Source organism: Paenibacillus sp. W2I17, assembly GCF_030815985.1.
In the GTDB taxonomy this organism is placed as follows: domain Bacteria; phylum Bacillota; class Bacilli; order Paenibacillales; family Paenibacillaceae; genus Paenibacillus.
This window is the reverse complement of the sequence record NZ_JAUSXM010000001.1, coordinates 3929009-3941066: the sequence shown is the minus strand read 5'-3', so window position 1 is coordinate 3941066 and position 12058 is coordinate 3929009. Positions and strand designations below refer to the sequence as shown.

Genomic DNA, 12058 nt, shown 5'->3' with positions numbered 1-12058 from the left:
AAGCTATGCGTTTGGTGGCGATGGCGGAGGGGTTCCACACGTACCCATCCCGAACACGACCGTTAAGCCCTCTAGCGCCGATGGTACTTGGACCGCAGGGTCCTGGGAGAGTAGGACGCCGCCAAGCAATAGGAAGACACACTTGATAATATCGAGTGTGTCTTTTTTTGTTACTATTTTTCTGCCGAGAAACAAACTAACTATATAGATAAGACAGCATCAATATAATCATTTATATGAAGACTCTCAGTATTAATAATTGGACTACGGATTAATGCTGATATACATACTTCCATCTGTTCGACTTCTGATTCTTAGCTCCTTCAGCAACCTTTCAGTTGAATTTAACGTACGTTTCAGTGGGATAGAGTATAGTGAAGCCAAGTAAAGAGGAGGAGAACCATAATGAATATATCTTCTACAGCTAGTTCCACTACATCTTACATATCGTCATCTTCGAGTTCGGACCATTCAAGTAGCTTGGAGAAACAAAAGACGAAGCTTGAGGCTCAACTGGAGAAAGTGCAATCCAGCAAGGATGATGAGCAGACTAAGAAGACAAAGACCAAACAGCTTGAACAGCAGATCAAGCAGATTGATGCACAGATTGCACAGCAAAGTTCTCCAGGAGTCGGTACAGCCGTTGCGAAGGAGGCGCCACCTGCCGAACCTCTGTCCAACGGAATGGGTGTAGCTACACCTAAGGAGATTGCAAACGCAACGACAGACAGTAATGGCCGATTTGATATACGCATCTAATGACATCTAATTTAGGATACAACAAAGCCCTGACCGATCTATATTGATCGTGCAGGACTTTATTAATTTGTTTATTAGATTATTTATGAGGTCTACCTACATTTTATCTACGTTCCATTGATCTTCTATCTGTTGCTGTTATTACCTGTTAACGTTATTCAGGACGCAACGCGTTTATCCGATCCGTAAGGGATCGTTTTCTATAGTATACGGCTATCGTGACGAGAACCAGCATTTCAGATAACGGAACAGCAAGCCATACGCCCGTCACACCGAAGAATGAAGGGAGGACTGCAATTAACGCAATCATGATGATCATCTCACGCGCGGCTGTAATCCAGATGGCCATTTTGGCATTACCTACAGATTGGTAATAGGTGCTCATAACAAAATTAACACCCATGAACACATAGGCAAATGTAAATATGCGTAATCCGTAAACGGCATTATCCGTTACCCCGCTACTGAAGTTTCCAAAGATTTGCACGAAATAAGGTGCACCGATTTGAACAACAATCAGTAACAGTAGACCGCATGCCAGCGCTGTTTTGGTAGCTAAACGTATCGTTTGCTGTACCCTTTTCATCTGTTTCGCACCGTGATAATAGCTGACCAGAGGCTGAGCAGCGGATGCTAGACCAAGGAACGCTAACAGTACAACACCATGAATATAGTTCAATACGGTAAAGGATGCTACGCCATCTGTTCCCGCAATGCGGTCCATCGAGATGTTATGAGAGACAGAGAAGACCGACATGCCGAGTTCAGCCAGAAAGCTGGGGAAGCCAATGAGTAGCAGGGACGCCAGCAGTTTGTTGTTCCATTTGAACCGGGTGAATCTGAGATTATTTGTTTTTTTGAAAAAGTGTGTAAACAGGACAAGCAACGCAAGGGATGCCGATACAATTGTACCGAGGGCAACACCGCGTACACCCCACTCAAGTACATACAATGTTACATAATTGATGATGATATTAGCTACAGCAAATGTAATCTGAGCGTACATGGATGTGTTGGGATTCCCATCGTTCCGAACAAAGACAGAGAGTGCATTCTCAATGGTGAAGACGAACCCGAACAACAACATGATATTCATGTAGTCTGAAGCAAACGGGAAGGTCTCAGCGTTAGCACCGAGGGAGTATACCAGCTTGTCTTTGAAGGTATATGCAGTATATCCAATAGCTATCGTAACTAGCATTATGAGCATAATGGATTTGGTGAAAATTTGTTTGGCTGTGGTTATATCTTTTCTACCCATTGCGTTGGAGTACAAGGTTGCCCCGCCCATACCTATCCACAGCGACATGGCAACAAAAAGCGTATAGACAGGAGAGGCAATGCCGATCCCGGCCATCGCGGTAGAACCCAGTTTGTGTCCAACCATAATACCGTCGATAATAAAATTAAAAGCAACCACCAGCATCCCCAATACGGAAGGCACAAGGTAGCAAATAAAAGCTTTACCTACAGATTGCCCTTCCAATGGATGCGTCCAATTCGTATTCATAATGACCTCCGTTAGTAAACTGAATGTTCATTCTGTATTTAATAATACTGAACGTTCGTTCTGTATGATAACACGCCATGAATTCGCTTGGCAACTTTTGCGTTTAAATATCGTTTATGTGGTAGAGTAGGTGGATATTCATAAGGCGGGAGGAATCTCCAAATGAAACAAAATAAATACGATGAAGCTGAGTTTTTCGACAACTATAGTAAGATGGCTCGTTCAATTCAAGGGCTGGAGGCGGCCGGGGAGTGGCATGAGTTGCAGACCTTGTTGCCTAATTTGAAGGAAAAGCGTGTGCTGGATTTGGGATGTGGTTTTGGTTGGCACTGCCGGTATGCGCGAGAGCAACAAGCGAGTTCAGTGATCGGTGTAGATCTGTCTGAAAATATGCTTCAGCGTGCTCGTGAAATGACGGACGATCCGCAGATCGAGTACAAGCAGCTGGCGATTGAAGATATTGATTTTGCACCGGCACAATTCGACGTTGTGATCAGTTCACTTGCTTTGCATTATATTGAACGGTTAGACACGGTGTATGCTAAGATCAATGATTGTCTCGTAGAAGGGGGCACATTTGTGCTATCTTCCGAACATCCCATTTTCACCGCTCGTGCTGCGCAGGATTGGCATTACGGACCCACAGGTGAGATTCTGCATTGGCCCGTGGATGATTACCACGATGAAGGCAAGCGTGTGGCGAACTTTCTGAATCAGGATGTGGTTAAATATCATCGTACGCTGGCTACACATATGAATGAACTTATTAAGGCAGGGTTTGCTATTCAAAAGGTGGCTGAATCCAAACCATCACCGGAGATGATCGAACAGGTTCCAGGCATGAGAGACGAGAATCGGAGACCGATGTTTCTGATGATTGCTGCGGTGAAAGTATAAGGATGAAAATGATACGTTAGACTAGAGGGCAGGAAGAAACTGTGGAAGTGGAGCGTTCGCCTAAAAGCTTTCTGATAGAGATTATTAACTAAGTAACTTGAAGGGATCAGCGTGTTCAGCGATGTTGAACATGCTGTTTTTTTATTTTGCTACAATAATAAGAAATAATGTCCAAAACAGGGAACCAAACCACATTAAACTCAGTCATATTAAGTGAGGTGAACAACAGTTGGATGATCAATTACTGGCACAGGCTCAGACTATAGACAATTACACACTTAGCAGCATAATGGATGACTACGGAAACGATGTGTGGAATTACGCTTATTTTCTGACCAAAAGTGCCGAACAGGCAGATGAATTGTCACAGGAGGTATTTATTCGGGCGTACTCGGGGATCGCTCATTATCGCGGAGATTGCTCACTGAAAACATGGCTGTTGACGATTACTAGAAACACCACTTTTACATATCGAAAATCCAGATTTTTTCGCAGCAGTCTGTGGGGAGATACGTTACCCATTGAGACAGAGCGTGGGGGTTCGAGCCAAAGAGTCATGATTGCAGAGCAGCCTGCACATCCTTCGGCCGAGATTGAAGTGATGCGTAAGGAGCATATCCATGAAATCTGGGATATTGTTCTGGCGTTGCCAAAGAAGTTCCGGGAGATTCTTTTGCTGAATCTGAAATATGAGCTTACGACGAGTGAGATTGCTGAGATGTTGAAAATCAGCTTAGGCACAGTAAAATCCAGACTATCCCGAGGTAAGGATAAGGTACGGAAACAATGGGAGGAGCGAAGCAAATGAGACACAAGGATGAGCAATGGGAGAAGGAAATCCGGAAAGGACCGTTTGCGTCGTCTCCTTTTACAGAGGATCACAAGCGAAAGGTGCTTCAACAGGTGGAGTGGATGAAGAAGTCGGAAGAGGGAAGCAAGGGAGATAGATCAGAGGAGAGTTCCAGGTCATCCAGGCCGTTTAGACCGCAAGTAGGCAACGTGTCACACAAGCGTCGCCCTAGAAGAGGGCCTCTTGTTGCCGGCACGGGTGCGTTGGTTATTGCTGCTGGATTGTTCCTATGGATCTGGGATGAGGGAAAGCTGGTGAAACCCGTGATCGAGCAGGTCTATCCGACAGCAGCGTTACAGTTATCCGATGGTTTGAACACAAATCTGCTAACCGACAAAATGAAAAGAAATGTTGCAACTACCATGCGAGATGATCTGGGTAAACAGCTGAAGATTAAGAAAGTGGAAGACCTGCCTGTGTCCGGTAGAATATATGTAGAGGCTGGAAATGAAAGTGAGAAGGAGTATGCGCAGATATGGCTCGATGCGACAACAGGAAATCTGCGTGAAGTACAGATGAGACGTGAGATGCAGCCAAGCGAGCTGGAACACCGTTATCTGCGTCAAGTTCCATCGCTTTTGCAAAGTATAGGCAGTACTCCAACGCTTAAACCTGCATCAGTCCAACGTTTTGTGAGTATGAAGCAAGGGGAATCGGAGCCAATATCGCATACGACATTAGCGTTAGAGAATGAGACTGGCGATGGTTATGGGGAGATTGTATGGCAGCAGGATAAGGCTGTTTCGATCACAGGCGACCTTAGACCTGATCAGGTATCTCAGGCAGCGCTGGCGGATGCCAGAAACGCGATTGAGGCTCTGTCTGGTAAAGCCAATCTTGATCTGGTAAGAGCAAGCCGAAGCAAAGATGATGAACTCGGCAAGGATACAGTCTCCTTTTCCTTTAAAGATAACTACTTTGTCCAGATGACCGAAGGAAAAGAGGGCTTGGGTTATACGGTTGGGGATGCTAATCATTATGAGCAAGACTTTGCAGACTGGGAAGAAATAGAGGCTTATTATCAGGAACTATATAACATACAGGAGTCTCTTCTTAGAGGAGAAGTAGAACCTATAATTAAAAAAATATTTAAAATGGATCTTCAAGCGTATAAACTTCACCGTAATCCTGACCATCCAGGCATGGTCACATTTGAACTGGAGTCGAGCACGGATGTTTTTCAGGTTGAATACAGGGAAGATGGACGGATCAAGATGATCACCAGAGGCGAGCTATAGGGATTGATCTTATATGTTACAATTTACTTCATAGATGGAATGGGTATAAGGAGATAACGATGAAGTATTTGGTGAGTTCATGTCTGGCGGGGGTAGCTTGCCGTTACAATGGAACAGCGAGCCTGGATGTGAAGATTCAGGAGCTGGTGGAGCAGGAGCAGGCTAAGATGGTGTGTCCCGAGCTGCTTGGTGGATTCTCCACTCCACGGGAACCGGCTGAAATTATCGGTGGCACGGGTAAGGATGTGCTGGCAGGCACTGCAAAAGTGATCGAGAAAAGTGGCAAGGACGTCACAGACCTATATATCAAGGGAGCCTATGAGACGCTCGAATGGGCACGAGAATTGAATGTATCGTATGTGGTACTGAAGGAGTTTAGTCCGTCCTGTGGTACACAGATGATCTATGATGGGAATTTTGCCAATCACAAGGTAACTGGAGAAGGTGTCACCTCAGCATTGCTGCGACAAGAAGGATATACCGTCATTTCTGAAAATGAGTGGATGGAGCAACTATAGGTCGCACAGATATCGTTTCATATTCACAGAAAAGCCGCTGGATTATATCCTGGCGGCTTTTCTGTTGTCTCCCATTACTTTTCTCATTAAATGAATAAAGTCGATTTTCCTGAAATGCTAACAAACAATATGGATACATACGATATAGATATAAGATATATAAGGCTATCTACTATTTAAAGTGGGGGAATAATCATGTCAATTCAGTCTAAGCCAAAAAATAAGAAAGGAAATAAACTCAAAAATATAAAATTAACAACAACGATGGTCATCATGACTGTGATTAGTCTAATCGGCTTGTTTACTGTTTTTCTGATTGGGATTTTCGGAATGAACGAAGCAAAAATGGGACAAGGTATCCTCTACAATGACCGCTTCCAGCATCAAACCAATGTTCTTGAATTGAAAAGTAATTTCTATAATATGCGCGCCAATTATACAAAGGTTCTTGATAATGCAGAGTATACCGACAAACAGTACGATCAGGTTCAGAAAGGTAAGAAGAGTATCACGGATGGCTTGAATGAATTTTCAGCAAGAACATTGGATACCAAAGAAAAAGAGATATTTGCAGATTTGGTAGCAAAGATGGATACATATTATCAGGATATTGAGCAAGTCATGGATACCAAAAAGATGTCGGGCACCTACGATAGAGAAGAGAGAGGAAGAATTAACAAAAGCAGTACAGCGATTGTGGAGACGATCACCCTTTTGAGTGCGCATAACGAAGAAGAGTCAGCCAAGCTCTATGCGGATACACAGGAAGTAATTCAGCAGCGAGCATTGGTGCTCGGTTCGGTTCTTTTGTTTTCACTTGCAGCACTCATTCTTATTTCATTTGTAGTGATTCGCAGTATACGTCAACGAATGAAAGCTATCACCCGTTATTGTGAAGAAATAACACAAGGCAACTTAACGGCATCCTTAGATCCGCATCTAACACAGGGAAATAATGAGATAAGTGTCATCGCACGAGCTATTCGTACAATGAGCGATTCCACAACAAATGTCATTCGTGGTGTAGTTCAGGAATCTCATCATATCAACCAGGTTAGCGATCTTACCAACCAGAACATGGCTGGTCTGAATGAACGAATTCGTGAAGTATCAGCTACAGTTGAAGAGCTCTCGGCTGCAATGGAAGAGGCTTCAGCCCATACGGAAAATATGAATCATTCGGCTACTGAGATGCAACAGGGAGCTGAATATATATCGGAACGGACATCTAAACAAGCAGAATCCGCTTATGTGACCAGCACGAAGGCTGAAAAGTTGAAGCAGGAAGCCCGCGAATCGAGCCGAGTAGCCATGGACATGTATGATCATACGAGTAAGAAGATGTCAGAAGCGCTGGAACGTGCAACTGCTGTAGATCAGATTGGTATATTATCTCAGTCTATTTTGGATGTTACGGCGCAGACTAATCTGCTTGCACTCAATGCATCCATTGAAGCTGCAAGAGCTGGAGAAGCAGGCAGAGGTTTTGCGGTTGTTGCAAGTGAGATTCGAAAGTTGGCTGATGATTCTAAACAGGCTGCCGATCAAATTCAGCAGGTCACGGAAGAAGTTATGCAGTCTGTAACCAATCTGTCCTCGAATGCCAAAGAGTTGCTATCCTTTATGTTCAATCAGGTTGGCAAAGATTATAAATTATTGGAGGATACAGCTGAACAGTATTATGTCGATTCCCTTGATCATGCCAATGCAGTTAAAGATCTCAATGCAACCTCACAACAAGTGACTGCAAATATCAAAATACTAGTGGGTTCCATTCACGAGATTGCATCAGCGAGTGAACAATCCGCCGCATCCAGTCAGGAAATCGCAGGACACATGGTCGCCTCTGCTGCGCAATCTGTGGAAGTAGTTAAACAATCTGATCAAGTGAAGGATAGTGCAGTAAATCTGAATAAGCTCGTTAAAGATTTCAAGATTTAAAAGGAAAAGAGTCGTAGATAATCTACTAAGGCCATGTAAGCGTCCTGGTGGATTATCGCTGTCTCTCATTCAATACTTACTTTTATAAACCAAGAAACAATAATGTGCGTACTTTTAATTTATGCGCATAGGACCTAAACTAATACTTGAGATGAAACCACTTAAACATTATTGTTCAACATAAAAAAATATAAAAAGGACGTGGAGCTCCATGGAAGTTACAGCAAAGTCAAAGACAAAGGAAGACATCTTAAAGGCTTATCATTTCCGGCATGCAACAAAGATATTTGATGATACCCGCAAAATCTCGGATGAGGATTTTCAATTTATATTGGAAACAGGCAGATTATCTCCAAGTTCCATTGGTCTTGAACCGTGGAAGTTTCTGATTGTACAAAATCCGAACCTGCGTAAGCGTCTGTCCGAAGTCTCTTCCGGCGCTCAAAAGCAATTGGCTACAGCAAGCCATTTTGTTGTTATTTTGGCCCGGTCAGATGCCAGTTATAATTCTCCTTATGCGGAGTACATGTTGAAGGAAACAAAGGGAATGCCAAATAACGTATTTGAGCTAACAAGTGAGGCTTATGGAAAGTTCCAAAATAACCAGAAAATTCTGGATAACCCACGATCATTATTCGACTGGGCATCCAAACAGACGTATATTGCACTCGGCAACATGATGACGGCGGCAGCTCAGATCGAGATTGATTCTTGTCCAATCGAAGGTTTCAGCCGTGAGGGCGTCCACCGTATTATGGAAGAAGAGGGCTTGCTCGAAAATGGCGCATGGGGTGTCTCTATGATGGCAGCCTTCGGTTATCGGGCAGAGGAGCCCCAGCGTGAGAAGTCTCGACAATCCGTTGAGAAAATCACACAATGGATTAACTGAATTCAGCAAGAATCCAACATGAATTCAAAAACAATTATCTAAGATCTAACATTATAGATCAGGATCAAAGTAGTATCGAAACAGCCCGATATTTTCCACATGTTAGCAGGATGGAAAGGGCTGTTTTTCTTTTTTATATAAAATAACTTGAAAATACATAGATGTCTATGTATAATGAGGTCATGCCTAAATACAACGCAATTGCACTGATTGCAAGAATCAGGGACCATGTCAATAAACGGATTGTACACGAATTGGAACAGCATGAGGTAACAGGGATTGTTCCTTCTCATGGAGATGTATTGATGTTCTTGTACCGGGAAGAGACGCTGTCGATCAAGATGTTGGCTGAACGTGTTCAACGCACGCAACCAACGGTAACGGTACTGGTCAACAAGCTGGAGAAGCTTGGCTATGTTGAACGCAGCAAGAGTGCCGAAGATAGCCGAGTGACGATGATTCGCCTAACCGAACAGGGGAAGCGACTCGAACCGATCTTTCATCAGGTATCAGAGCAGATTAATGACATCATCTATAGTGGCTTGTCCGATGAACAGTCGGAGCAATTGGAGAGCTTGTTATCCATTATTGTCCGAAAGTTATAATGAATGAACTCTTCTGTCTGCAACCCTTCCAGATTGACTGGGGTGAAGGCAGAGGAGCCCAAATATTTTTTACCCATATACATAGATATCTATGTATGCGGGAACGTATCAATTTAACCCCATTTTCGCAACCTAACTCAAACCAAACCTGGAGGGATTCACACTATGAAACATCTTATCGTATATGCTCACCCGCACACAGACAGCTTGAATAACGCAATCCTCAATACTGCTGTAGAAGCTCTCGAAGCTCAAGGCCATGAAGTGGTTGTTCGTGACTTGTACAAACTTGGATTCCAACCCGTACTGACTGAAGCTGACACAGCTTCCATGCGTGCAGGACAGACACCACAGGATATCGCTACAGAGCAACAGTTTGTTACAGATGCAGAAGCCATTACATTCATCTATCCGATCTGGTGGACAGGTCTTCCTGCTATTCTGAAAGGGTATGTTGACCGTGTATTCGCCTATGGTTTTGCGTATGCATCAGGTGAAGCGGGAATCGAGAAATTGCTGACAGGCAAAAAAGGACTCATCATTAACACACATGGTACACCAAGTGAAATTTATGATCAGATTGGCATGACTGCTGGATTGAAAATAACTTCAGATGTAGGTATCTTCGATTTTGTAGGCATTGAAGCCGTAGATCATCTGCTCTTTGGAAGTATTGGATACCTGGATGCACCTGCATATCAAGCCATGTTGGATCAGGTTAAACAGACGGTAACGACCAAATTCTAATATAGATGTTGGTTCCCTATAGGGATTCCATATGATACCAGACCGACTCGATCATGAGTCGGTTTGTTTGTTTCATGTGTTTGCAAAATGGATGAAAGGGGGTATAATCGTACCCATAAAACCTCTTTGAATCAGAAACATGAGTGAAACCAAGCGGTATAAGGTTATTTCCGTGCTTACCATAAGCAGAAAATCACATAAAAATCACATTCTCTGCAAAAAGTCATATCTGGAGGATATCAGAGAATTCTTTCATAATTCTTTCCGTCGCGTTTTTCTTCATATTTTTCGTAACATGAGTATATATCTTTAGAGTAGTTTTTGCATCATCATGCCCAACTCGTTCCATGATTGTCTTCAAATCTACTTCGGCTTCAGCCAGCATTGAAATATGCGTGTGACGAAAAATATGAGGAGTAGCCCTTTTTGTAATTGACGTTTTTAATAGGAGTCTGTCCATACGTTTGAGAATTTTTTTAGTGATAAAGGGGTAACCATCGCTTCGAGCAAAAACAAAATTTTCATCATGATAATTATCCATAAGTTTCTTAGCAGCTATTCTCTGTGAACGCATACGTTCTAAATGACGTGCAATTCCTCGCATTACATCCTCAATCACATCAAACCTTCGAATCGATCCTTTTGTTTTTGGTGGGGTTAACATATAGTTCTTCACGTTGTTTTTAGGGCAATACAATGTTTTTGTCACACGGAGTTCGTTTGTTTCTAAAAAGAAATCAGTATCCTTTAAAGCGCACAACTCCCCAGAACGCAAACCACTAAATGCGAGCAAATGGAATATTTCCATATCCATAGGAAGACCATGCTCTTTAACCGCCAGAAGAAATTCCGCTAATTCATGTTTCTCCAGAATTTTTTCGGCAATAGGGTCGCTTTCAATTTCTTCAACTGTTAGAAGTTTCACTGGAATTACAGTATCAACAAAAGGGTTATCTGCTCTCTTCTTATGTTTGACTGCATATTTCATTATCATTTTAGCCGTCACATCTACGCCTTGAATTGAGCTTTGAGAGTATCCCTGCTCAAATAGATCATTAAGCATATTCTGATGATGATTATGAGTTAACTGGTTTATTCTAACCTTAGCGTAATATCTAAGTATTATTTTTATTTCTCCCTCTCGTACACCGACAGTGCTTTTTTTAACATTTTTAGTTTTAGCATAATCCACTAGCCATTCATCTTTGACTTGCTCAAAGGTCTGATTTTTTACCTTCTTCGCATCGACTCCATGTTTTGTGAGGTCGTCTACGACCTTCTGAGCACGAGCTAATGCTTCCTTCTGGGAATCACCTCTTCGGGATATCTGGTTCCTCTTGCCACTCACTGGATCGGGCGGGCCATCCAGCGTACAAACCCACTTATATCCTTGTTTATTGCTTGATTTCACCTTTGTGTATGATGCCATGCAGTTTCATCTCCTAAAATCCACTGATCTGGTTTTTTAATTGTCGGAGAAGTCGGATTGACTCCTTTGAAGGTTGTTTTGGCTGTGTTGAACGAAAGAGGGCTACAGCAATCTGGATTTTATTTTTCATAAAATCAATATCTTCCCGGTAGGTATGATATTCTTCGTGCAACCTGGAAGCAATCTGTTCAGCTCGGTCTGCAGCCAACTCAATAGGCACTTTAAACTCTTCTGCAAGGAGTCCTATGTACTCACTCCATGTCATCTCTAATGGCGTAGGGAGGAGGTAATAGGGCATCGATGCGATTAACCTAAAGTTATATGCTTGGATCTCTTGAAGATCCAAAAATAGCTCTGGCATATCGTCCTGGTGTCCTTCATGACGAACAATATGTGCAAGCTCATGGAAAAAATCTGCCCGTTGCTGTGTGACTGGATCGTCTTTGTTGAGGAAGATTACACTACCCCAACCCTCCCAATGAGACTTTGGCTTCCCATTGTAATAAATAATATCCGCCCCCCATAGGGAGGCGATTTGATCAATATCCAGTTCATGCGGGTGATTTATTCCTAACACCTGATATAAATCACAGATCAACAGTTCTGTATCTGTCGGTTCATAGTATGGAAGCATAATCCCATTTCTCCTTGTGTAATAGCACATATGTTCGGTGA

12 protein-coding genes and 1 rRNA gene are annotated in these 12058 nt (G+C 42.9%); 10 read left to right on the top strand and 3 right to left on the bottom strand.

Annotation, left to right across the window (positions count from 1 at the left end; all coding sequences use genetic code 11):
* Nucleotides 1-10: 10 nt before the first annotated feature.
* Nucleotides 11-127, top strand: a 5S ribosomal RNA gene (gene rrf, locus QF041_RS17590).
* 278 nt (nucleotides 128-405) lie between these two features.
* Entirely contained in the window at nucleotides 406-759 is a 354-nt protein-coding gene (locus tag QF041_RS17585; RefSeq protein WP_307415137.1) for a FlxA-like family protein, read from the top strand.
* A 154-nt stretch (nucleotides 760-913) separates the two neighbouring features.
* Here QF041_RS17585 and QF041_RS17580 read toward each other — a convergent pair whose 3' ends face one another.
* Complete coding sequence (locus QF041_RS17580) at nucleotides 914-2269, bottom strand: MATE family efflux transporter (RefSeq protein WP_307415136.1); 1356 nt, start codon at nucleotides 2267-2269, stop codon at nucleotides 914-916.
* A 162-nt stretch (nucleotides 2270-2431) separates the two neighbouring features.
* On the opposite strand from QF041_RS17580, the gene QF041_RS17575 reads away from it, so the two are divergent.
* From QF041_RS17575 to QF041_RS17540, 8 genes are all read left to right on the top strand, one after another.
* Nucleotides 2432-3166, top strand: a complete 735-nt coding sequence (locus QF041_RS17575) for a class I SAM-dependent methyltransferase (protein ID WP_307415135.1) — start codon at nucleotides 2432-2434, stop codon at nucleotides 3164-3166.
* Between the two features lie 229 nt (nucleotides 3167-3395).
* Complete coding sequence (locus QF041_RS17570; protein WP_307415134.1) at nucleotides 3396-3974, top strand: RNA polymerase sigma factor; 579 nt, start codon at nucleotides 3396-3398, stop codon at nucleotides 3972-3974.
* Nucleotides 3971-5254 carry a hypothetical protein gene (locus QF041_RS17565; RefSeq protein WP_307415133.1) on the top strand — a complete coding sequence of 428 codons (1284 nt, stop codon included), beginning with the start codon at nucleotides 3971-3973 and terminating at the stop codon, nucleotides 5252-5254. The genes QF041_RS17570 and QF041_RS17565 overlap by 4 nt, the downstream gene beginning before the upstream one ends.
* 59 nt (nucleotides 5255-5313) lie before the next feature.
* Nucleotides 5314-5772 carry a 2-thiouracil desulfurase family protein gene (locus QF041_RS17560; RefSeq protein ID WP_307415132.1) on the top strand — a complete coding sequence of 153 codons (459 nt, stop codon included), beginning with the start codon at nucleotides 5314-5316 and terminating at the stop codon, nucleotides 5770-5772.
* A 195-nt stretch (nucleotides 5773-5967) separates the two neighbouring features.
* A complete protein-coding gene (locus QF041_RS17555) occupies nucleotides 5968-7713 on the top strand; it encodes a methyl-accepting chemotaxis protein (protein ID WP_307415131.1) in 1746 nt (581 codons plus the stop codon).
* 211 nt (nucleotides 7714-7924) lie between these two features.
* On the top strand, nucleotides 7925-8602 hold the full coding sequence (locus QF041_RS17550) for an NAD(P)H-dependent oxidoreductase (RefSeq protein ID WP_036614223.1): 678 nt from the start codon (nucleotides 7925-7927) through the stop codon (nucleotides 8600-8602).
* Nucleotides 8603-8784: 182 nt separating this feature from the next.
* The gene (locus tag QF041_RS17545) at nucleotides 8785-9207 is read left to right on the top strand and encodes a MarR family winged helix-turn-helix transcriptional regulator (RefSeq protein WP_091018819.1); all 423 of its coding nucleotides are present in this window, start codon (nucleotides 8785-8787) and stop codon (nucleotides 9205-9207) included.
* A gap of 165 nt (nucleotides 9208-9372) precedes the next feature.
* Complete coding sequence (locus QF041_RS17540; protein WP_307415130.1) at nucleotides 9373-9954, top strand: NAD(P)H-dependent oxidoreductase; 582 nt, start codon at nucleotides 9373-9375, stop codon at nucleotides 9952-9954.
* A gap of 223 nt (nucleotides 9955-10177) precedes the next feature.
* Here the strand turns inward: QF041_RS17540 and QF041_RS17535 are convergent, their stop codons facing one another.
* Both QF041_RS17535 and QF041_RS17530 read right to left on the bottom strand, forming a co-directional pair.
* Nucleotides 10178-11383, bottom strand: a complete 1206-nt coding sequence (locus tag QF041_RS17535) for a tyrosine-type recombinase/integrase (protein ID WP_307415129.1) — start codon at nucleotides 11381-11383, stop codon at nucleotides 10178-10180.
* A gap of 13 nt (nucleotides 11384-11396) precedes the next feature.
* The gene (locus tag QF041_RS17530) at nucleotides 11397-12017 is read right to left on the bottom strand and encodes an ImmA/IrrE family metallo-endopeptidase (protein WP_307415128.1); all 621 of its coding nucleotides are present in this window, start codon (nucleotides 12015-12017) and stop codon (nucleotides 11397-11399) included.
* Nucleotides 12018-12058: the final 41 nt, after the last annotated feature.

Excerpts from the sequence above, each read along its gene's own strand:
- QF041_RS17580 (WP_307415136.1), bottom strand. The coding sequence starts at position 2,269 with ATGAATACGAATTGGACGCATCCATTGGAAGGGCAATCTGTAGGTAAA.
- QF041_RS17555 (WP_307415131.1), top strand. The coding sequence starts at position 5,968 with ATGTCAATTCAGTCTAAGCCAAAAAATAAGAAAGGAAATAAACTCAAA.
- QF041_RS17585 (WP_307415137.1), top strand. The coding sequence starts at position 406 with ATGAATATATCTTCTACAGCTAGTTCCACTACATCTTACATATCGTCA.
- QF041_RS17550 (WP_036614223.1), top strand. The coding sequence starts at position 7,925 with ATGGAAGTTACAGCAAAGTCAAAGACAAAGGAAGACATCTTAAAGGCT.
- QF041_RS17530 (WP_307415128.1), bottom strand. The coding sequence starts at position 12,017 with ATGCTTCCATACTATGAACCGACAGATACAGAACTGTTGATCTGTGAT.
- QF041_RS17535 (WP_307415129.1), bottom strand. The coding sequence starts at position 11,383 with ATGGCATCATACACAAAGGTGAAATCAAGCAATAAACAAGGATATAAG.
- QF041_RS17545 (WP_091018819.1), top strand. The coding sequence starts at position 8,785 with ATGCCTAAATACAACGCAATTGCACTGATTGCAAGAATCAGGGACCAT.
- QF041_RS17565 (WP_307415133.1), top strand. The coding sequence starts at position 3,971 with ATGAGACACAAGGATGAGCAATGGGAGAAGGAAATCCGGAAAGGACCG.
- QF041_RS17575 (WP_307415135.1), top strand. The coding sequence starts at position 2,432 with ATGAAACAAAATAAATACGATGAAGCTGAGTTTTTCGACAACTATAGT.
- QF041_RS17540 (WP_307415130.1), top strand. The coding sequence starts at position 9,373 with ATGAAACATCTTATCGTATATGCTCACCCGCACACAGACAGCTTGAAT.
- QF041_RS17560 (WP_307415132.1), top strand. The coding sequence starts at position 5,314 with ATGAAGTATTTGGTGAGTTCATGTCTGGCGGGGGTAGCTTGCCGTTAC.